This is a genomic window from Bacillus sp. FSL R5-0712 (genome assembly GCF_038593285.1).
In the GTDB taxonomy this organism is placed as follows: Bacteria; Bacillota; Bacilli; order Bacillales; family Bacillaceae; genus Bacillus; species Bacillus safensis.
In genome coordinates this window covers 377,453-402,244 of sequence record NZ_CP151981.1, presented here as the reverse complement: position 1 = coordinate 402,244, position 24,792 = coordinate 377,453, and the positions used below count along the sequence as shown (strand labels likewise).

Below are 24,792 nucleotides of genomic sequence, written 5' to 3'. Positions count from 1 at the left end.
TTCTCCTCCTACATCCAATCCAAAATCTGAATCTTGTTTTTTTCAGTCCAAACGCCGACATCCCCTGTCGGATAGAGGTATTCGCCAGTTTGATGTTTGAATGGATGCGGAATTTTATGCGTCTCCATCCAATCGGCAAGCTCCCCGCAAATTGCTTTGATATCCTTTACACCGATAAAAATATCTCCAGAAAATCCTACCGGCATGAGCTGATGCTCTTCGCTCAGGACATATATTTCCGTCTCACAGGAAGGATCATGCACACCTGAATAGACCTCTTCTTGATCTGGGTACAGCACGCTGACTTGTGCATTTTTCGCCCAATCGGTGATCATCCGCTCTTTTTCTTCATTCGTCACGATCGTGAAGGAAGAGAGGGGTGTCTCCATTTGTTCTGTCATCGCTTCAAGTGTGTGGATCAGCTGCTGCATCAGCGCTTGTATTTGCTTTTCTGTATATTGATTGAAACGATAGGTGACCCGAAGCTCCAGCGTATTTCCCGGAACTGCCACAAGGGTCAGGTCATAGTTCGTTTCTTCATGACTCGCAATGTCTAAAATGCGCACTCCGTATGGCTCGATAGATTCAATCGGATAGTTTTCAAACACGACAATGCTGTTAAACAATGAATCTCCATTCGGGATGTGGGTCAGCTGCTGAATATCTGGCAGTACGGTATATTCGAATTCCCGCATCTGAAAAACTGTGTCCTGCGTATGTGCCAGCAGCTTGGAAATGGTCCACTCTGGCGTAATCGGCAAACGGAGCGGCAATGTGTTTATAAAGAGCCCTGTCATGCTTTCAACCTGTGGTAAATCCGCCGGCCGTCCTGATACTGTCACTCCGAACACAACATCCTCTGATCCTGAATGAAGATGCAAAAGCAGCCCCCATGCTGTTTGAATCAATGTGCTCATTGTCACCTTCTGCGCGCCTGTCATCTTTTCGAGTTTCTGCTGCATCTCGGGCGTTAGTTTGATACTTAGCTGATCAACACCTGCATCTTCATCCGAAGCCTGCCCGCCGTCTCCTGGTAGCGGTGTAGCCTCCTCTACTCCTGACATATAACCTTTCCAGAACTCTAGCGCCTTCTCTTGATCCTGCTTTTGCAGCCACTCGATAAAATCTTTATATGGACGGACAGCAGGAAGATCCACCTCCCGTTCATCCACAAGAGAGCGGTATAAAGAAAAGGATTCTTCAATAAAACTGAACAAACTCCAGCCATCAATTAAAATATGATGAAAGCTAAAAATAAACGTGCATGTGTTTTCATCACGATGGAATAAAGCAATACGAATCAGTGGTTCATCCGTATCTTCTAGTTTGAAATCCTTTAAACGATCTGTTTGCAAATATTGCTGGATGGCTTCCTTCTGATCCGTTTCGCTCAGGTGGCGCACATCGTGCTGAGTGAGATGAATGCTTCCTTCTAATTGAATCAACTGAACAGGCTCCTTTAGCCCTTCCCAAGCAAATGTTGTCCGCAAAATCGAATGACGCTCCACAAGCAGATTCCAGGCCTTTTCATAGGCTGCGCCGTCCGTTAAGCCTACGAGTGTCATATGCACTTGACCAAAATACGCCTGTGACGCTTGATCTAATAGAGCATGAAACAGCATCCCTTGCTGCATTGGAGATAGTGGATACACATCCACTACATTCTCTGGAAGCTCATCGATTTGCTCTTGCGTCAGCTGAACCATTGGAAAATCAGATGGAGTAAAGCCGCCTTTTGTCTCTACACAATGCGTCAGAATATCCTCCATTTTTTCTTTGAACCGTTCAGGTAACAGGCGCACCTCTTCATACTGAAGCAGTTCACGGTTTATCATAAAATTCATCTGAAGCTGACCGTTCACAACATATCCGTACACATCGATCAAATGCTGTCTTTCTGCTTTTGGATCATGTACAAGTCCATTTCGTTCATCTGCTAAATAAAGATGTGCTTCACCGTCTATTTGATCTAACTGTCCAAGATAATTAAAGCTCATCTGCGGCGCGGCCTTTTTAAGGAAACGAGATGCTGTCATATATTGAAGCAAGCCATAGCCGATTCCCTTTTGCGGCACAGCTCTTAAGGTTTCTTTGACATCTTTGATTTGTCTCTCAATATCGGTTTGAATAAAAGGAATAAAAATAGGATAAGAGCTTGTAAACCATCCGACTGTTCGTGACAAATCCATCTGTTCAAATAAATCCTCGCGTCCGTGCCCTTCTAACGTGATGAGCAGCGGCTTTCCAACGGCTTGTGTGAGTCCTGATAAGAGTAAATCGTTTACCTCTGTTCGGTACGCTTGTGATGCCTGTTTTAATAAAATATCTGTTTGATCCTTCGTCAATTGAATAGACAGGATCTCTGCATGTTCTTCTATATTGAAAAGCGCAGGTGTTTGAAAAGGAGAACCCTCTTCCTCTTGTCTGATGATATTTTGCCAAAAAGGAACCTGCTCTTGTAATTGATCGGTTTGTGCATATTCATAAAGAGCATCTGCCCACTGCTGATAGGACGCAGTTTTCTTTGCAAGCTCGATTTCCTGCCCTGCCGCAAGCTGCTTCAGTCCATTTAATATGTCTTCCTGTATGATGCGCCATGAGATTCCATCCATTACAAGATGGTGGGCAGCGATAAAGAGTTCAGACGTGCCATCACTTGTGTGAAAAAGAATGGCTTTGATGACTTCTCCCCGCCCTAATGACAACGTTCCTTGACAAGCGGCGGTCTCCATGCGGATTTGTTCCAGCGCTTCCTCCTGAGAAACACCCGTCAAATCAAAGAAGGAGACACAAGGGGGGATGCCAGGCGCACGAATGGTTTGAATCCATGATCCATCTGCTGTTTTTGTATACATCGCTCTCAGCATATCGTGATGATCGACAATTTTTGAGAGAACCTGTGTCAGCTGCTTTAGCTGTATGGATTGCTTGAATTCCATATGCGCTGATAAATTCCAATAATCTTGGTTTGTCATTGATTGCTCAAAGAACCATGATTGGATTGGAAGCAGACGAACAGCTCCTGTGACAGGTGACTGGTCATAGAACGCAGCAGCATCTGACCTTTTCATAGCAAGTGCCAGCTGTGAAATCGTCTGTTTTTCAAATACATCTCTCGGCTGAATGACATAGCCTTCCTGTGCTAAGCGCGCCACCATTTGTATGACAATAATCGAATCTCCGCCAAGCTCAAAGTAGTTATCATGTACGCCAATCGAAGGCGTACCGAGCAGCTGAGTCCATACTTTTTCCAGTACACGCTCTTCCTCACTGAGTGCCCTGTCAGCCGGTTTGTCCACTTCTTCCTGTCTCCACTCTGGCGGCGGAAGACGTTTTTGGTCTACCTTGCCATTTGCCGTGAGCGGGAGTTCCTCCAGCTCTATTAATAGGCTTGGCACCATATAATCTGGCAGTATTTCTTTTAATTGATGGCGAATGTCTTGCGTGGTCATGCTGCCCTTTTGGACAAAATAACCGATCAATCGCTTATGACCACTATCATGCTGATGCGGAATGACCGCACATTCTATGATGTCTTCAAAGCGCAGCATAGCAGCTTCAATTTCTCCGCATTCGACGCGGTGTCCGCGAATTTTCACTTGATGATCGATTCTTCCAAGGCAGTCGATGATGCCGTTTGGCAGCCAGCGGCCCATATCGCCTGTTTTATATAAACGCGCTCCTTCTTGGAAAGGATGCGGGATAAATGATTGCGATGTTTTTTCTTCATCTCCAAGGTATCCGAGTGCAAGCCCTGTACCGCCTACGTAAATCTCTCCAATAACACCTTGCGGAACCGGCTGCAGCTGGTCGTCTAGTACATAGGTCTGAGAATACGCAATTGGCTGACCGATAGGAATTGTTGCCTGCCCCTCATCCACTGCCCGAATGTGATGCACACAGGAGAACGTCGTATTCTCAGTTGGTCCATAGCCGTTTAAAAGACCTTCAGGTAAATACAGCAGCGCTTTACGGATATGAGCAGCTGACAAAGCATCACCGCCGACCAATAAGGCATCGAATCCACATAAAGCTTCTGGATGTTCCTCTGTTAATCGGTTAAACAGCGGCACTGTCAGAAATCCTGTTGTGATCTTGTAAGATGTCAGCGTGTCAGCCAGTGTATCCATTGATAAGATCGTATTTCGATCGGTCAGTATCAGCCTTCCCCCGTTGAGCAGGGCTCCCCATATTTCATACGTAAAGGCATCAAAGGAAAAGCTCGCGATTTGTAAAATACGCGTTTGTTCATTAAGGGTGACATAATCTGTTTCGCATACAAGCCGGATGACCGCTTGATGCGGAATTAAAACCCCTTTTGGCTGACCGGTTGATCCTGATGTGTAATTGATATAAGCGAGTCCATCAGGTTTTAAAGCAGCAGACTTGAGTTCTGCCTCTGATAAAAACTCTTCATACCCCTGATCAAGACAAATGAGCTCGGTTTGACTGATCGAGACTTGTTTCAGCCATTCATTTTTTGTCAGTAACAGCTGAATACCTGTATCCCTCAGCATATAATCAATGCGTGCATCTGGATATTCAGGATCAATTGGGACATAGGCCCCGCCTGCTTTCACAATCGCCAGCACCCCAAAAATCATTTCAGGCGACCTGTCGATCAGAAGCCCTACTGGTTCATGCGGCTTCACTCCTCGCTGCTGCAGATAAGCGGCAAGCCGGTCGGCTTTCTCTTGTAACTCCTGATACGTCCACTGTTTTCCCCCAGATTCGAGGGCGATCGCATGAGGCGTCTTTTTCACCTGCGCTTCAAACCGTTCTGTGATGAGAAGCGGGCCCGCTGGTTGATCTGTTGTGCCGCTCCATTCATAGAGCAGCTGATGCCTCTCTTTCTCTGGCAGGTAATTCATTTGTTTGATCGGCTGTGCTGGATTTTCACAAATACATGCAAGCAGCTGCTCGTAGTAACGAAGGAACCGTTCCATCGTGTCGTCAGAAAATAAGTCTGCATCATACTCTAGTTTTAATTGAAGACCCTCCGCCCCTTCAAAAACAAACAGAGAGAGATCGAATTTGGCTGTATCATTATCTTCAATAGCTAAAACAGATGTCACCTCACCCATCGGAGAAGCTTCAAGGGGCAGGTTTTGCAGAACGAACATGACCTGAAACAGCGGCTGCTTCCCAGCCTCACGTACAATATTCAGCTCATCTACGACCATCTCAAACGGCACATCCTGATGCGCATAGGCACCCATTGTTGTTTCCTTCACTCGCTCTAATAGCTCTGTGAAAGCCGGATTCCCGCTATGATCGATCCGAAGTGCCAGCGTATTCACGAAAAATCCGATGAGCTGCTCCATCTCCGTCCGATTTCTCCCGGCAATGACGGATCCAATGACAAACTCATCCTGTGAAGACAATCGATGCAGCAAGGTAGAGAAAGCCGAAAGTAATGTCATATAAAGGGTGCTGTCTGTTTTCTGAGAAATAGCAGACAGCTGGTCAGACAGCGGCTTCGATAAGCGGTATTTTTTCGTTTTTCCCCTATAAGATTGAACGGCCGGACGCGTGTAGTCATACGGCAGCATCAACTCTTCCACAGGTACCGCAAATTGCTCCTTCCAATAGGAAAGCTGCTTCTGAAGCGTTTCTCCCGTCAAATACTCCTTCTGCCATAGTGCGTAATCTGCATATTGAATCGGCAGCGGTGAGAGAACAGGCTCTCTCCCTTCGATGATCGCTGTATACCATTCGGACAGCTCCTTTGCGGCAATGCCAATCGACCAGCCATCTGACACGATGTGGTGAATGGACATCAGCAGCAAATGATCTGTTTCTGACAGCCGAATTAATTTCGCGCGAAAAAGTGCATCATGCTCTAAGCGGAAAGGCGTGCCCGCTTCTTTTTTCGCCCACTCAGCCGCTTTTTGTTCTTTTTCTTTCTGTGATGCCAAATCTGATACATCGACCACCTCAAGCGCTGGAAGAGTCATATGCTCATGTATGATCTGTACCGGTTCATCGCCGTTCATCGCAAAGGATGTTCTGAGCGATTCATGCCTTTGCACCATTTGCTGTAAGCTGCGCTGAAGCACCTTTACATCTAAAGGTCCATTCATCCGAAAGGAAATCGTATTATTGTATAATGGCAGATCAGGCTGTAATTGATAGAGAAACCACTGTCTTTGCTGGGCATAGGACATCGGAAGCTCCTGACCCTTTTCTATTTTCCGTATCAGAATCGCTTCATCGGCTTTGGCATGTGAATCAATCCACTCCGCTAACTCTCCAAGTCTCGTATGCTCAAAAAGAACAGCGAGCGGCACGTCAAATCCCGTTTTCTGTCTAACAGCAGACAGCATTTGCGTTGCCTTGAGCGAATGACCTCCGAGTAGAAAGAAATGATCACCACAGCTGATGTTTGAAACATCAAGCAGTTCGGACCAAATGTGTGCCAAGAGTTTTTCCGTCTCGGTTTGAGGTGCTCTGTCCTCTGAACCCTGTCCGCTTTCCTCTATTAATTCATTGAAATGCACTTCGTCCGGCATCCCATCCTCTGTTTCTTTCCAGTATTCTTCAGGATATAGATGGACGGAATATTCACCAGCGAAACGAGACTGTAAACACGTATAAATGGACTGATACAACCTTTCTTCAACAGCCTTTGTTTGATCGGTTTTGAAAAAGACATATACGACCTGCTCTGTTTGGATCTCTCCCTGTATCATCTCTTGAATTTCCTGCTTCGACCGATCCAGCCCGATATAAATGAGAGGAGCATCTGTCATCAAGCATGCCAGCATTGTTTGAATGCCCGCCCGCTTTGGAATCGGGAGATAGCCCCTTTCTTTTAGCAAGCCTTTGATCATTGAGCCTTCACTCATTCCGGTCTCATCCCACATACTAAAGCTAAAGCAATACGGCTTTACTGTAGAGGTCAGCCTCTGATAATGAGCAAATTGTTCAACGAACTCATTGGCCGCACAATAAGCCCCAACGGTCATCCCGCCCTTTAACGTTCGAGCTGACGAGCTAGAAAGGAATAAGACATTCTCCCGTTTAGAGGCTGCTTCATGAAGCGCAATCGTGCCATATACCTTCGCTTCGTACATCGCATCTAATGATACAGACGTCATATCACGAAGCAGCTCTTCTTGAATGATGCCAGCGAAATGAATAACGCCATGCAGCCTTTTGCCTAAGGCCGTCTCCTGTCTTGAGATCAGGGCTTCAATGGCTTGTGCGTCAGTGATGTCCACCTTTTCATATAGAACTGTACCTCCGTGCTTTTCCGCTTGATTCTCAAGTGAAATCAATACGTCTTGCTGCTCCTCAGATAAAGCCTCTCTCGCTTTTCTTCCAACCAGCACAAGATGCGCTTGATAGGATGTCAGCAGGTACTCACTAAGCATCCTCCCAATGCCGCCAAGCCCGCCTGTCATCACGTAAAGCCCGGATGATTCAAATGGCGGTTTCTTCATCCTTTGTTCTTTTTCCAGATGAAGCGGTGTTAAAAGAGGAGTATAACGAACACCTTCACGATAAGCGGCGATATGATGGCTTGTGTCATGTGTGAGCTCTGTCATGATCGATGATGCATGAGAACGGCCAGCATCCGGTTCTGCCTGAGAAAAATCAAGACACCGCACCTTGATAAACGGCCATTCATGCTGAACAGCTGTCATCAGTCCTGCTGTCGTTGCTTTCTCCACATCATGTGTTTGATCTTCCGGCAAATTCATCGCATTGGCAGAGACAAAGGTGATCTCTACCGGCTCCTCATAGGCAGCGACCGCTTTAGTTACATATAATGCACTCATACTGCCTGTTTTCTGCGCTTCTTTCGCCAACGCTGCATGAAGTGTGTCTTCTTGAGTTGTGTAGTTCCAAAGGTGAATGATTTGTTTCACCGAAACGCCATACGAACGGAGCGTCTCAAAGAGTTGTTCGTAGTCAGACGGCCGATTCGGGTGGATGATGAAGTGTGTATGTGTAAGTTGTGTGAATGCTTGACCCGGTTCAACCGTAATATAGGTTTGTTCATTGCTTGAAATAGATTTTAATTGATCTGCCAGCCCTAATGTGTCTGCAAAGATCACCATATTCCCTTCTGTTTGTTTTTCCGCTTCATGAAGCGGAGCAGGTGTCCACTTCTTTTGTAAACTCCAATCAGGCAAGGTGTGTTCATTTTCAAGTCTGATGTCCAGCTCCTTGATGATTTCATCGAATTCGCCTTCCTGCCATCGCTTCTTGAGCTGTGCCCTTTCTATTTTTCCAGAGCTTGTTTTCGGAAAGGCGTGCTTCTGGACAGGGATCACACGCGATGCAGACAACCCCATTTTTGTTGCAATATGGGATTTGATATTCTGACTTGCCCTCATGATATAAGAAGGTTCATACAGCTTTGGTGTAAAAAAGAGAATCAGCTCGTCGGATGCAGATGCTTCCATCCGGGCGGAACAAGCGGCTACAAAGCTCGTTTCGACGCCGGGTACTTCCTCTGCAACGACTTCTATTTCATAGTTGTGATAATTTTTCCCGTTGATGATGATCATGTCTTTTTCTCTTCCGGTTAATGTCAGCCTTCCATCGTGCAGAAAACCTAAATCCCCCGTGTGAAACCAGCCGTCTGTTTGAAAGACTTCTTGATTCGCTTCGTCATTCTTGTAATAGCCCTTCATTGTCGTCGGCCCTTTAATTTGCACACTGCCAATATGATCTTCGGGAAGAAGCTCATGCTGATGATTAACGATACGAATCGTGATACCAGGAATTGGTCTTCCCAGCTCTGTAAAGCTGACAGTTCCTGTCTCACGTGCCTCCGCTGGTCTTAGCTGCTCTGTGAGTGATGTTTCCTCAAAGGTTAGAACCCCGCTGCTTTCATCTCCCCGCTCTATCGCAAAAGAGAAGACAACGGCTGAAGAGATTTCAGACATGCCAAATGCCGGTCTAATGACGTCTCCCTTTAAGCCGTGCGGAGCAAGTAAGTGTAAAAATCGGTGAATCGTCTTCGGTACGACCGCTTCAGCCCCATTGATCATACAGGTCATAGCAGAAAGATCCCAAGATCCTGATGAAATGTCTTTCTCATAATCATTGATCATCGCAAATGCGAAGTTAGGCGCCCATGTCTTTGTTGCACGGTAGCGGTGCATCCAGTCAAGCCAGCGCAGCGGCTGAGCGATAAAATCATCTGTTCTTGCCCGAACCTGCTCACAGCCCGTGTACACATTGACAAGGTGAAACATCACAATGCCGCCAATATGATCTAAAGGCATCCAGTCTAACGACACATCCTCTTGTGTAAACCCATTGGCTGCCACTGTTCCTTTGACATTCGCCAGCACGCTTCGATGAGAATGCTCTACGCATTTGGGCATCCCTGTACTTCCAGACGTTAAGATAAAAAAGACTGAATCATCCGGTGACGCGGGATAAGCTTCTATATCTCTTGCTAAAGAAAGCATCGGCTCAACGGCTGCGACACGTAACTTGTCTGTATGCCACAATAAAGCTAAGCCTTGCACCTCATCAATCAGCGAGTCATCTGTTAAAATGAGCGGATGCTCCAGCAGCTTCCACGCATGATGAAGCTTCTTCACGGAGGCATTCATTTCCCGATAGGTCGGTGCAGCGGACACTAATGTTGGAACAAATCCCCCTAACACACACGCCCAAAAGGCTGTTACCATCGCATGATTGGATGAAAACTGAAAGAACACTGGATCACCCGGTTCAAGTCCGAGCGCCCTCAAACCTGTCAAAACCCGCTCAGCGTCCTCCTTTAACTGCGCGTAGGATTGTGTGAGTTCATTTTCACTATTGACGATATAAGTCAGCCCATTTGTCGTTTTTGCCGCCTCCGTTAAGGCGTCCTGCAAGGTTTGGGCTCCTTCCTTAACATCTAGATCCCCTCCATAGGAAAGGGCGGGCGGCATGTCCGCTGAAGCAGGGGAAGCCGTTTGCGTCTGTATCGATTCAACTGCGGCCTCCTGCTCCATGTGATTGTCGAGAAATAAATGAGAGAGGTGATATGGCCGCGGTCGAATGGTTTTTTCACGAGAAAAAACAGCGAAGCGTTCGATTTCGTTGGTTTGTAAAATGGTTCTCTGTACATCTTGTAAAATCGTATCCATTGATTCATGTACATTTGATTCGTTCATAATTGATGGTTTCATATGAGTTCCTTTCCTTTTTTATCAGGCAGGACTGCTAATGTGCACCCCTGCCTGATCTAAAGTTTACAAAACGGCTTCTCTATTTTTTTGATTGACGATCTTTTGGATCAGCTGGGCATTTTGGGCTGCACATTCTTTGTTTTTGAACATGTCAGCATGCTGACCATAGCCTTGATAATAGCGATAAGCACCGGTCGTCGCTTCTTCCCAATGATCCATCCAGTCTGGTATATCAATTTGCTCTTCTGATTGGATGAAATCAATATCTGCTTGTATCTTTCCTTGATTCACCCCCTTAACAAATGTTTCATAATAGGCCCGCGTTTTTTGAGCAAGCGCTTCTTGAACGAGCTCTTCTTGGGCAAGTTCACTTTGCTTTGATTGATGGACAATCGCTGCGATATCGTCATCAATTGATCGTCCTTCTAAATCACTTTCACCAATTTTCTTATAGGAATCAATCATGATGACCTTTTCCACCGTCCGTCCTGCTTGTTCAAGCGATTGAACGAGCTCAAAGGCCAGATAGCACCCGCCAGAGTAGCCCATCAAAGTCAGCGGTCCTTCAGGCTGAAGGTGCTGAATATGCTGAACGTATTGCGTCATGCGTTGATCAGCTTCAATAAAGTCAAAGGCGATCAAACGAACGCTATCAAGCGTTTTGGCAGCTTCCTGATAGATAAAGCCGTAGCCCGGTAATGGCGGAAGAGCAAAGACTGTTGGCCTTTGAGATTCATTGAATACAAGATAGCCGGCAGCTTCATGATCCTGCTGTTGAATATAACGGCTGATGGCTTCAATTGTCGGCGTCTCAAACAGCAAGTGAATAGGCACCTGAACATCGAATTCCTTCGACACCTTTGATAAAAGTGACATCGCTTTTAAAGAATGTCCGCCAAGCTCAAAGAAATGGTCATCTGTACTGATATCATCTCGTTCAAGCACTTCACGCCACATGACAAGCAGCTTTTGTTCTATCTCATTTGCCGGAGGCTTCACATGGCGGTTACCTTGAGGCGCCTCTGGCTTTGGCAGCTGACGTTTATCAACCTTTCCGTTTGGTGTCAGCGGCATTTTCTCAAGTCTGATCAGTTCATGAGGCTGCATGTAAGCCGGAAGTTTCTCCTTCAGCCCTGACTTGATCACATCAACTTTGTCCTTCCACTCCTCCTCACACGTCATATAGGCGAGCAGCCTTGTATGCTGCGAGCCATGCTGATCAGTTATGAGGGCAGCTTGCTTTACGCCTGGATGCATGAGAAGGTGGGCTTCAATTTCTGTCAGCTCAATTCGGTGGCCGCGAATTTTCACCTGATCGTCCACTCTGCCTGCATACTCAATCAGACCGTCTGCTCGAAAATAAGCCAAATCACCCGTACGATACAGCCTTTCTCCCGCAGCAAATGGATGTGTGATAAAGGCTTCTTTTGTCAGATCAGGACGATTCAAATACCCCTTCGCAAGCCCTTTGCCGCTGAGACAAAGTTCTCCGACCATTCCAATCGGCTGAAGCTGTCCGTGCTGGCTCAATATATAAGCACCCGTTTGGTTAATCGGCTTTCCGATTGGAATAGAATGCGCTTCGATCGGCGGAGCTTCATCTACAGGATAAAAGGTGGCGAAAACCGTTGATTCGGTTGGGCCGTAGACATTGATTAGTCTGCCTTTCCCCATGACATCAAAGGCTTTTCTCACATGCTGTACAGATGCACGCTCACCTCCGAACAGCACCTTGCGCACACTGCGCATCCAATCGGTTTCTTCATCAATAAGAAGATTAAATAAAGCAGTTGGAACAAACATGACAGAAATGCTTTCTCTTTTAATCAGCTCCGTCAGCTCATGCATATCTAAAATGGTGTCTTTTTTCGGCAGGACAAGCTTTGCTCCGTTTAAAAGCGCACCGTATACATCAAAGGTAAAGCCATCAAATACGCTGTTGGATAGCGACAGTAGTGTATCTGTTTCTGAAATGGTTAAGTAGTTCGTATTTTTAACCACCCGGGCAATATTGGAATGGGTTGTCATGATGCCTTTTGGCTGACCCGTTGTGCCAGATGTATACATGATATATGCCGTATCGTGTAAACCTGCTTCTAGCGGCAGATTCTCTGAGCTCATTAGTGAAATCTCCTGATCATCTGCAAACAGATACGTGCCAGCAAACCCGAGCCCCTTCGCCTGACCAATAAAGGATGAGTGAGTCAGAAGATGCGTCGCTCCGCTGTCTTTAAGCATGTATTGAATGCGGCTTTCTGGATAGTCGGGATCAATTGGCACATAGGCTGCGCCTGCTTTTAAGACAGCAAGCAGACTGACAATGAGTTCAGGCGTTCGATCGGCTAAAATGGCGATGACCGTTTGATGTTCGGCCCCATTTTTTTGCAAATGTCGTGCCAATCGATTGGCTTGTTCATTCAGTTCAGCATATGTCATCGTTTGCTCTTCTGCTGATAGCGCCACTGCATTTGGCTGTTTGCGGACATTATGCTCAAACCATTTCGATAAATACAACTGGTCATGCTCAAGCTCAGGTGCATTCCATTCCTCAAGAATCAGCTGTTTTTCCTGTTTCGTGACGAATGGGAGTGTATGAACCGATTGATCGGGATGCTTGACCGCCTCATGTATCAATAGGCTGAGCTGTTCCTTTAACTTATGAACAAATTGAGGATCAAACGCTCTTTGGTTAAAGGCCAGCTTCAATAGTAATTCTTCTCCAGGCGATGCGAGCAGGTTGAGATCATAGTTTGATTTTTCATAGACATTCATGTCCTCCACCGTGAACCCTAACCGTGCCTCTTGCTCGTCCTTCTTTGCGGCTGGGACATTTTCAAACACAACAATATGATCAATGAGCTGCTGCTGGCCTGTCTTTGCCTGAATATCATAAATCGGAATATATTGGTGCGGCTCGGCTGCAAGAGACTGCTGCTGTGTTTCTGACAGGAGCGCACGAAATGTCATGTGATCTGTCAGCTGAATTCTTCTTGGGATGACATTGATGAACAATCCAACCATCCTGTCAACGCCAGCCAAGTCTGCCGGACGTCCTGACACAACTGTTCCAAACAGCACATCATTTGACCGCTGATACCTGCTCAGCAGAACCGACCAGACTGATTGAAGCGCACTGCTTAACGTTGCATTTTGCTGCAGCGCTAACTCTGATAAAGCGGCCGTTTCTTCTTTGCTCATGGACCACTCAATTTCGCCTAATTCATGTTCATTCGTTTGTTTCCGCTGCTCTTTAAAGGTCGATTGTCCATCAAACCCTGCTAATGATTGCTGCCAATATTGAAGTGATGCTTGCTTATCTTGTTTTTCCAGCCACTTTATATATTCTTTATATGGTTTGACCGGCTCTAACTTGTAAGGGATGTCATGTAAAAGTGCATGATAAATCGCAAATAACTCCTGCACCACAAGTCCAAAGCACCAGCCATCCAGAAGGATATGATGATAGCTCCATATCCAGCGATAGCTGGCAGGGCCCGTTTGGAATACAGATGCCCGCATGAGAGAATCCTTCGAGAGGTCAAATCCTCTCAGCTGATCCTGTTGTTTGAATTTCTCTATACGTTCAAGCTGTTCGTCTTCAGAAAGATCTTGCAAGTCCACAACATCAAGTGTAAAAGGACGTTCTTTTAGTACAACTTGGACAGGGCGCTTTACTTTTTCGTGGAGAAACACGGTACGAAAAATATCGTACCGCTCCACGATGATATTCATGCTTTTCTCAAGTAAGTCATAACGCAATGTGCCCTTAACGTTCATATCCATTTGCTCTACATAAAAGCCCTTTTCCTGATGATGGAGGGTATGAAACAGCATTCCTTCTTGCATCGGTGACAAATAATACATGTCTTGAACTTGATCCCTTTTAAATTGACTCATCTATTTCATCCTCCCTTCCTTTTTTATGATTCATCTCGTGTTGTTAAGTCAATTTCTCCTCAAGCATGTCAAAAATGTCGTCCATTTCATCCATTTCAAGGTCAGCCGCAGAGAAGTCACTTGGCGTAAATTCCCGTTCTTGCTGCGCTAAGCAATGGGTGATGATGGATTGAATTTTCCCCTTCAACAATGCCATGAACTGCTGTATCGTCTGTTCTTCATATTCACTTGCACAATAGGAACAAGACAAAATGAATCGATTTTGTTGAACAAGACCACTAAGGTTCAGCTTATAAACAGCTTCCGAATCAGGACTTGCTTGTCGTCCCATATCATAAGTCGACGGCCCAAAGAGTTCTGTCGTCACTTCCTGATCAATCTGTCCAAGATAGTTCAAGCTGATTTCAGGATGTACATGCTGCCCTGACGGTTCAGCGGCTGTCATGTATTTTAAGATCCCATAGCCGATTCCTTTATTTGGCACACGCCGCAGCATTTCTTTCGTTCCTTTAATAGCATCAGCTATGGTCTGATTCGGCTTCGCTTCAAGAACAACTGGATACATACTCGTAAACCAGCCAATCGTGCGAGAGACATCCAGCCCTGATAAAATATCCTCTCTACCATGACCTTCAAGCTGCACATGTACATAGGACTCACCTGTCCACTCTTGCACAGCAAGACCGAGAGCACATAATAGAATATCGTTCATTTCCGTTGTGTACGGCAGATGAATATCGGTCAAAAGATGCTCAGTTTCTGTTTCTGTCAGCTGCATTTGAACTGATTTGGTTTCGGCAACTTTTCTTTTTGTCACTTCATGATCAACAGGTAATGCGGTTAATGGTTTGCTTTCAATTTCTGCCCAATACTCCTGCTGATTTTTTAATGGCTGTGACTGTGCATAACGTTCAATAGCCTCTGCCCATTCTTTAAAGGAATGAGTTTTCAGCGGCAGGACAAGCTTTTGTCCCTGAGCTGCCTGCTGATATAGAGACATAAAGTCCTCTAGTAAAATTCGGCATGAGACACCGTCAATGATTAAATGATGTGTCACGATGAGTAAATGATCGCCATCTTCTGCTTGGAAACAAATCACTTTCATTACCGGACCTGTTTCGAGGTTCAGCTGACGCTGATACTCATTGGCATATGTGGAAATCGCTTTTTTCACGTCGTACTCTTTTGAGACATCATGAGAAATAATCGCCAGCGGTTCCGTGAGCTCCCGCTGGTTGTATTGCAGGATGCCGCCATGTTCCTGCTTGTATACCATACGCAGTGCATCATGATGTGAAAGTAGTTTTTGCATGACTTGTTCTGTAATGGAAAGGTCAAATCCATTTGGTGCATGAAGCATCATCGAGAGATTCCAATGGTGCTGATCGCTGAATGCTCGTTCAAAGAACCAGCGCTGAATTGGTGTTAAAATGACTTCTCCTTCGACAGGTGATTGGTCGGCTGTGAGAAGATCGGCTTCTTCAATATATGGGCGCAGCTCCGCAATCGTTGGGTACTGGAATAAAAGTTTCATATCGAGCTTCCAGCCTGCTTGCGTGAGTCTGCTTGCCATTTGAATGCCTTTAATCGAATCTCCGCCAAGGAAGAAGAAGTGATCGTGAATGCCGACTTGGCTGACGCCAAGGACATCTTCCCAAATGCCGCAAAGCAGCGTTTCCACTTCGTCTCTTGGTGCTTCGTATACCGTTTGGTTCGCTTCGATATCAGGAGCTGGCAATGCTTTTAGATCGACCTTTCCATTTGCCGTCATTGGAAATTGGTCTAGTTTTATGATCCATGATGGCACCATGTATTCTGGTAACGTGCGTTTTAGGCTTTCTTTTAAGTTCTCTGTATCTGTATCGTTCTTCGTGATCACGTAAGCGGCAAGGGCGTCCTGATCACTTGCATCTTTGACCGTGGTCACGACGGCTTCTTTGATGACATCCAGCGTCAGGAGCTGCGCTTCAATTTCTGACAGCTCAATACGAAAACCGCGGATATTGACCTGATGGTCTATTCTGCCGAGATAAATCAGCTCTCCATCGTCTGTCCATTTCACTAGATCGCCTGTGCGGTACATGCGCTCACCTGGATAAAATGGATCTGGCACAAATCGTTTGTCGGTTTCTTCTGGGAGATTCCAATAGCCCCTCGCCAGTCCTTTTCCTGCAATCACGAGCTCACCCGGTACGCCTGGCGGCGACAGGTCGTATAAAGAACCCATGATGTAAAAACGTGTATTGGCAATCGCTGTTCCTATCGGAATCGTGCCTTGTTCTGGATCGATGACTCCACTTGTCGCTACGACAGTATTTTCAGTTGGACCGTAGTTATTCACTAGTTTGTATGGAACTGGCTTTACCTGTTTCAGCTTATCTCCGCCTGTTAGTAAATAACGCAGAGAATGGTTGTCCATTGACATAAACTGCTCGCATAACTGCGTTGGCAGGAAGGCAATGGTGATGTTTTCTTTATTGAAATACGCATTGAGTTTGATCATATCGAGACGAATCGCTTCGTCGATAATGTGCAGCTCTGCGCCGGCGATCCACGTCGGGAACATCTCCCAAATGGAGGCGTCAAAGCCAAAGCCGGCATATTTCGCGGTTCGATCGTCTTTCGTCACTTGGAAGGCTTCATTGTGCCAGAATGCAAGATTCACAAGGGACTGGTGCTCGACCATGACACCCTTCGGCTTTCCTGTCGTCCCAGAGGTGTAAATCATATAAGCGAGATCCGTTGGTTTGATATGAACCTGAATCTCGTGAGCTTCTCCTTCTACGGCATCTTCTATGAACAGCACATGTCCTGTGAAAGAATTTGGCGCAGTGAGTCCTTTTTGCATCAGAAGCACCTCTGCCCCGCAGTCTTCCAGCATGTATGCAATACGCTGCGCTGGATAGTCTGCATCAATTGGAACGAATGCCGCACCTGACTTGAGAACGCCAAGAACAGCTGCCGTCATATCAAGGGACGGACGGGTGAGAATACCGACGCGGTCGCCTGGTTTTGTGCCGTTTGCGATGAGTCTTGAAGCGACTACATTCGCCCGGCTGTTCAGTTCTTTATACGTCCAGCTTGTACCGCAGAAGGTCGCTGCTTTTTGGTGCGGTGCTTCATGTGCCTTAGATTCAATCAGGGCATGAACGGTTTGATCTAACGGGACGTCAAGGTCTCGTCCTGACCATTCATTGATCAGCTCTCGTTTTTCCTCTTCATTTATGAGAGACAGCGCTGAAATCGGCTGATTCAGCTTAGCCAGCATATCGTCTATGATTTTTTCAATATATCGGCTCCAGCGCTGAATGGTACTCTTTTTAAACAGGGCCGCTGCATACTCAAAGCGCAAGCCTACTTGGTCATTTTCTTCAAATACACCGAGCGTTATATCAAATTTTGCATGAACGGTATCTTGCTGCTTTTGCGACAGCTTGAGTCCATTCAAATCCGGTAACGTCAGGTCACGGTCATCTGTTGTCAGCATGACACTAAACAATGGATTGCGGCTTGTGTCTTTCGGAAGATCTAGCTGAGCCACCAATTCCTCAAACGGGAATTCTTGATGTTCATAGGCTGATAGGCTGCGATCTTTCATTTTTTCAAGCAGCTGTGCTGTCGTTTCTTCTGGCTGCACTTCGTTTCGAAGAGCCAGTGTATTGACAAACATGCCTGGAACCCGTTCGATTGAAGCATGCGTACGTCCTGCCGTTACAGCGCCTATGACGATATCTGTCTGCCCAGTTAATTTCGAAAGGAAAATGGCAAATGCCGTTTGCATCACCATGTTCAAGCTCACACCTTTTTCCGCCATGAGCGTTTTGATGGATTGCACCTTTTCAGCAGACAACCATCTATCGACTCGGCCCCCTTCAAATGACTGAACATGAGGGCGCGGAAAATCAAGGGGCAGCGCTAAGTCTTCCGGCGGCTGTGCATATTGCTCCAGCCAATACTGCCGCTGTTTCTCAAGCAGTGACTGCTGCTTTTCTTCCTGCTGCCATACCGCAAAATCCTTGTAATGCAGCTGAACTGGCAGTAACGTCTTTTTCTCATACAGCTCTGCGAGTTCTTGAATGAGCAGGCTGCGTGTGACACCATCTGCAATGATATGGTGCATATCCATCATGAATACATATTTCTCATCAGAAAACTTCGCCACTTTTGCCCTCATTAATGGTGCTTGATGTAATGAGAATGGTGTAATGAATGACTCGACGACAGTCTGCTCCTGACCGCCCTCTATTTCATCAACCTCTAATGTAAACGGTACTTGGCGATAGACTTTTTGAACGGGTACGCCGTCAATTTCTACAAAGGCTGTCCGAAGGGATTCATGTCTGTCGATCAAGGCTTGAAGTGCTGCTTCTAGCTGCTTCACATCAAGGCTGCCTTCCATCATTAAAACGGCTGGCATATGATAAGTGACTGCTTCTGGATGCAGCTGCTGCAGTACATACATACGCTTTTGAGCAGAAGAGACGGGATAGAAATCTTGCTTTTCCGCTGGCTGAATGGATGTCACCACCGAAGAATCTGTTTCTTCCAAGTAGGCTGCCATTGCCCGTATGGTTGGTTTTTCAAAAAGGACTTTGAGCGGCACATGCTTGTTCAGCTTCGCCTGCACCTTCGAAATGAGCACCATGCCCTTGAGGGAATGACCTCCCAATTCAAAGAAGTGGTCAAGAACACCCATTTGTTCCACCCCAAGAACTTCTGACCAAATGTCACACAGCGCCTGCTCAAGTTCCGTTTCTGGTGCCACATGCGCCGCATGGTTCATATGTACCTCATGCGGAAGCGGCAGAGACTTCGCATCCACCTTTCCGTTTTGGGTGAGTGGAATGTGATCGACTTTCACAAAGTACGTTGGAATCATATAGTCCGGCAGTGTCTCCGCAAGATTTTCTCTAAACGTCAGTGTTCCAATGTGTTCAGGCGCTGTGTAATAGAGTGCAAGCTCCGGCAAACGGGACAGGTGCAGGACTTTTACATAGACTTCTTGAATAGATGCCAGAGTACGTGCGGCATGCTCAATTTCCTGTTTCTCAATGCGATAGCCGCGGATTTTCACTTGATCGTCGACTCGTCCAAGAAACTCAATATCTCCATTTGCATGCTGTCTGACCAAATCCCCTGTGCGATACATTCTCTCTTGAGGATCATATGGATTTTCAAGAAAACGTTCTGCTGTTAATTCAGGCTGATTCAAATATCCTCTCGACACGCCTTCTCCAGATATATAAAGCTCTCCCGGCGCGCCATAAGGGACAAGCCGCTGCTGCTGATTGCATACGAGCGCTCTTGCGTGAGCAATTGGCTGTCCGATCAAAGATCGTTCCTTCAAAGCGTCCAGCTCTTGCGGTGTGATCAGCTTGATCACTGTACCAATGGTTGTCTCAGTCGGACCATAATGGTTCATGACTGCCACGCATGGATGCTGCATCATAAATGTTTCAACATCCTCAGGGATCACCGGTTCTCCTCCAAGTACCACCAGGCGTAAAGCATTAAATGAATGTTCCTTAGAATCTGCCATCATATGAAATAAGGATGGTGTCATTTTGATATAAGTCAGCTCTTGTTCATCAATCAACCGCATCAAACGTACAGGGTCTGTATACACGTCTTCATGAGGAACATAGAGTGTCCCCCCTGCTTTTAAAACAGGGAAAATGCTTGTGTAACCAAGATCATATGCATAAGAAGAAAGCAGTGCCGTCCGATCACATTCCTGCAATGTCACCTCATTTATCAGCCAGCTGACATAGTGTGATAGATTACGATGCGTGAGCTGTACACCCTTCGGCTTCCCTGTTGTCCCAGATGTGTAAATGACATAAGCAAGCTGATCAACCGATACTTCCGGCAATTCTAGTGGATGGCTTTGATGCACTGCTTGTTCAACCTGCACCACTTGAATCGACTTATGATTTTGATAAGAATCTGCTAGAGACTCATTTGTCACGATGACTTGTGCACCTGAATCCTCTAATGTGTAGCGGATTCGTTCAGCAGGAAAGGCCGGATCAATCGGGACAAACGCTCCTCCTGCTTTCATCACACCAAGCATGGAGACGATGACATAGACAGAGCGGTCAAGGATCAGTGCCACAGTTTGTTCCTTCTCGACGCCTCGTTTCTTAAGCTCACAGCTAAGTGCATATGACATATCCTCAAGCTCGCGGTAGGTGAGTTTTCTTTGATCATCCATGACGGCGATAGCATCCGGTGTTTCCTTCGCCTGACGTGAAAATTGGACATGGAATGGCTCATGACGATTCGTCTGCCCTTCGGTTTTTTTCTCCAGACGCTCTATTTGTTCATGCGGATCCAGTATATGGAGCAAGCCGATCTGTTCCTCTGGATGACGAACCGCCTCCCGAATAATCGCCAGAAGATGAGTTCCGAACCGGCGGACGGTCTCTTCTTTAAATAACGCCGCTGCATAGTCAAAGCTCAGCTTTAATGCTCCCTCGCGTTCAAATGCTTCTAAAGATAGATCAAATTTGACCGAGTGATGCTGAATGGCATAAGGCGAAATGTGCAGATCGCCGAGCTTTAGCGCTGGTACCTCCATGTTCTGCATGTTAAATGACACGCTAAAAAGCGGGCTCCGAGTTGTATCACGGTCTAATGGAAGATGTGCAATTAACTCTTCGAGCGGATAGCTTTGATGTGCAAAAGCATCAACACTTGTTTCTTTTATTTCTTCAAGCAGCTGTAAAAATGTTTTGGTTTGTTCTGGTTTTCCGCGCATCGCAATGGTGTTGATAAACATTCCCGGCATGTCCTGGATATCAGGGTGTGTCCGTCCAGCAACAGGCGAACCCACAATGATATCTTCCTGCCCGCTATAGGAGGCAAGCAGCACCTGAAAGGCGGATAACAAGAACATATACATGGTCGTATCAGTTTTCTGAAGCAGTTCCTGAATGCGCTGAGTCGTTGCTTGATCACAGCCAAACATGAATCGTTCTCCAGTAAAATCACGTTCTGCTGGACGAGGATAATCAGTTGGCAGCTCTAAAACCGGTAAATCTCCTTCAAATTGCTTCAGCCAATACGCTTCATGCTCCTTCTGTTTCTCCGTTTCTTCTTCACTTAGCTGCCAGACAGCGTAATCTTTATAATGAAGGGCTCGTTCAGCAAGAGCTTCCCCATCGTAGGCCTTCGCCAAATCTCGAATGAATGTCTTCATGGAGCTGCCATCTGTAATGAGATGATGTGCTTCTAAGGCGAGAAGATGACGATTCTCACTGACTTTCAGCAGCTGAGCTCGCAAAAGGGGTGCTGCTGTTAAATCAAATGGCGATTGACGTTCAGTAAGAAATGCCTCCGCCTCTTCTTCCTTGATGTCATGAACAGGAAGGTCAAATTCAGTCCATTCATGCACCCTTTGGACAATGTCTTCTCCGTTCATATGAAAGCTCGTTCTTAAGATTTCATGTGTTTGGATTAACTGATTAAATGCTGATTTGAGCCGCTGATATTCGAGTGTACCTTCAAGCGTTAAGACGATCGGAATATGATAATTCGTGCTGTCAGGTTCAAGTGTCTGCAAAATATATAAACGGCGCTGAGCTGGTGATACCGGATATTCGTCCGCCTGCTCTGCTGGCAAAATAGGATGTCCGGCTTCTTCTTGACCATCCTGATCGATGTAAGCCGCTAATGAGCGAATCGTCGGCTTCTCGAAAATCACTTGAATCGGCACTTCCTTTTGAAGCACTTCTTGAACCTTCGCAGACATCATCATCGCCTTGAGCGAGTGCCCGCCAGCCATAAAGAAATGCTCGTCTATCCCAATCGTTTTCCCAAGAAGCTCCTCCCAAATGTCAGCGAGTGCCTTTTCTGTCTCAGTCTCAGGCAGAATGATTTTGATTTCCTCGCGATGCACTTCGTCTGGCTTAGGTAAAGCTTTTCGATCTACCTTCCCGTTCGATGTAAGTGCAAAGGTATCCAGCTTCATCACATGGTGCGGCACCATATAAGCTGGCAGTTTTTGATTGAATACATCTCGTACCTCTTCTTCTGTCAGTGACCCTGTGAAGTAAGCGATGATTTCCTTTTCATCTGAAGAAAGCTGCTGAACAAGTACAACTGCTTCATCTATGCCCACTTCTTGGTGAAGCACTGATTCAATTTCACCAAGCTCAATACGGAATCCACGAATTTTCACCTGATCATCGGCACGGCCGAGGAATTCAATCTGACCATCTGCACCATATCTAGCCAAGTCCCCCGTTCGATACATCCGTCCTGACGGCTTAAAAGGATCTGCCATGAATACTTGATCAGTCAAATCTGGACGTTTGATGTACCCTCTTGAAACACCATCTCCGCCCACATACAGCTCTCCTGGGGCTCCAATTGGCTGAAGTCTTTGATAGTCATCTAAAATATAAGCTGACGTATGATTGATCGGCTGACCAATTGGAATCGGGCCCGTTTCATCTCCTCTTACTTCGTAAATGGTCGAAATGGTTGTATTTTCAGTTGGGCCATAGACATTCAGCAAGGTAATTGATGGATGATGCTTTTTCACAAGCTCCGCACTTTTCACATTGATCACATCACCGCCGGTGAATAATGTTTTTAACCCTTTGAACATTTGCGGCCGCTGCTGAGCGAGCTGATTAAATAAACCAGTCGTTAAAAAGAGCGCTGTGATCTGTTGTGTTTGGATAAATTGTTCAAATCGGTGAATATCCAATAAAGTATCACGGTCAACAGGATAAAGCGTCGCCCCATTCAGAAGCGTAGTGAAGATTTCAAGGGTAATCGCATCAAAGCTGACAGCTCCTGTATGCGCCATACGATCCGACGTGGTCAACCCTATTTTTTCCTGAGAGCATGCTAACCTCACAATATGCTGATGCTCAATTTGAACTCCTTTTGGCCGTCCAGTTGATCCCGAAGTGAACATGATATATGCCAATTGAGATGGAGACGTCTCGACTGATAACTCCGCTTGTGAGTGATGAGACATGCCGGTCACATGAACAGCTTTGATGCTTTCATCAACTGGCGGCTGGCTGTCAGCATAGAGCAAAACGGATACGCCGCTGTCTTCAAGCATCCAACGGATTCTCTCCTCAGGCTGAGCTGGATCAATCGGTACATAAGCAGCCCCTGCATGTAAAATGGCTAAAATAGAGATCACCGCATCTGCTGATCGGTTCATATATACCGCGACAGCATCCCCCCGCTGAACGCCGTTTTCTACAAGACTGCTCGCTAAACGACGGATTTCCTGTCCAAGCTCTTCGTATGTGAATGTTCGCTCGCCTTCGACTAATGCCGGATGGTCAGGCTGCGCCTTGATACGTTCATCGAGCAGCTCAGGAATGGACAGATGCTTCGGATAATCTCGCTCCGTCTGGTTCCATACTTCAATCTGCTGCTTTTCTTCTTCTGTAATACATGTCACTTCATGAAGACGTACGTCAGGATTGTGAATGATTTGCTTCATGAGGTTGGTCAGATGTTTTGATATGTTTTCAATGACCTTTTCTTCAAAAGCCATCGCATTGTATTTGAATTTCAATGTCCACGTTTCACCAGGATAGACAAGGACATTGAGATCGAAATTCGTTTGTTCAAATCCGTCCTTTACATCAATGGCAAAACCGAGACGTGCAGACATGGTGTCACCAGACAGCTCCTGATCTAAAGGATAGTTTTCAAACCCAACCAAATGATCAAAGAGTTTTCCTCCAGCAGCTGTTTTCTGCTGAATGTCATAAAGCGGCATAAAATCATAGTTTTCCGCTTCCAATGCATGCTGCTGAACCGTTTGAAACAGCTGTTTAAAGGTCTGCTCCTGATCTAATGTCACTCGAACAGGTATCGTATTGATAAACAGCCCTGCCATCCGCTCAATCCCAGACACACTTGGAGGTCTGCCTGATACGACTGTTCCGAATGTGACATCATCTGCTGCATGATAGGTGCCTAAAAGAACGGACCAGACAGCCTGAAAAAGGTTCGGTGCTGTCACTTGGCATTGTCTTGCCGCATCTTGAATGGCTTGTACGGTTTGAGCGTCCCATGTAAACGTCCATTCCTGATGGTCATATTGTCCGTTCGCTTCTTTTTGCTGCAGCAGCCCTTGGTGCTGAACAGCACCATCCAGCCGCTCCGTCCAATAGTCTTCTGCTTCTTGTTTGTTTTGCTTTCCAAGCCACTGGATATAGTCCGCATAAGGCTTACCTTGTGAGCGATCCGGCGTTCGGCCGTTCCGATAAGATTCATAGTAATGAAACAGTTTTTTCATCAAAACACCCATGGACCAACCATCCATAATAATGTGATGGTTGCTCCAAATCAAGTGCCAGTTTGTTTCATTTAATTGAAAAACAGCGACTTTCAACAACAGATCATTCGTTAAGTGAAATCCTTGCTTTCTCACTTGCTTTTTATATTGATCCAATACCTTTTTCTGCTCTTGATGATTCAGATGAGATAGATCTTCTCTATACACATCTATATGACGTTCAGCCAGTACAACCTGACGAGGCTTTTGTAATTGCTGATAGACAAAGGCTGTACGCAGAATGTCATATGTCCGTACGAGTTCATTGAGACTCTTTTCAAAAAGATCGAGATCAAAATCTCCGCTTATTCCAAGCTCAAGCTGTGTGAAATAAGAGGAGGAATTAGGGTCTAGCATGGCATGATACAGCATGCCCTCTTGCATTGGTGTTAAAGGATATACCTTTTGAATTTTCTGCTTGCTCATAAGTCCACC

General features: G+C 46.1%; 3 protein-coding genes. All 3 read right to left on the bottom strand.

What is annotated here, in order from left to right:
- Nucleotides 1-8: 8 nt before the first annotated feature.
- A complete protein-coding gene (locus NSU11_RS01960) occupies nucleotides 9-10,142 on the bottom strand; it encodes an amino acid adenylation domain-containing protein (protein ID WP_342493770.1) in 10,134 nt (3,377 codons plus the stop codon).
- Nucleotides 10,143-10,205: 63 nt separating this feature from the next.
- Complete coding sequence (locus NSU11_RS01955) at nucleotides 10,206-14,039, bottom strand: amino acid adenylation domain-containing protein (protein ID WP_342493769.1); 3,834 nt, start codon at nucleotides 14,037-14,039, stop codon at nucleotides 10,206-10,208.
- A gap of 43 nt (nucleotides 14,040-14,082) precedes the next feature.
- Nucleotides 14,083-24,783, bottom strand: coding sequence for an amino acid adenylation domain-containing protein (locus tag NSU11_RS01950; RefSeq protein WP_342493768.1), 10,701 nt, complete (start codon nucleotides 24,781-24,783; stop codon nucleotides 14,083-14,085).
- Nucleotides 24,784-24,792 lie beyond the last annotated feature (9 nt).

Bases quoted from the DNA above. Each gene is read 5' to 3' on its own strand.
- NSU11_RS01950 (WP_342493768.1), bottom strand. From the start codon at position 24,783: ATGAGCAAGCAGAAAATTCAAAAGGTATATCCTTTAACACCAATGCAA.
- NSU11_RS01955 (WP_342493769.1), bottom strand. From the start codon at position 14,039: ATGAGTCAATTTAAAAGGGATCAAGTTCAAGACATGTATTATTTGTCA.
- NSU11_RS01960 (WP_342493770.1), bottom strand. From the start codon at position 10,142: ATGAAACCATCAATTATGAACGAATCAAATGTACATGAATCAATGGAT.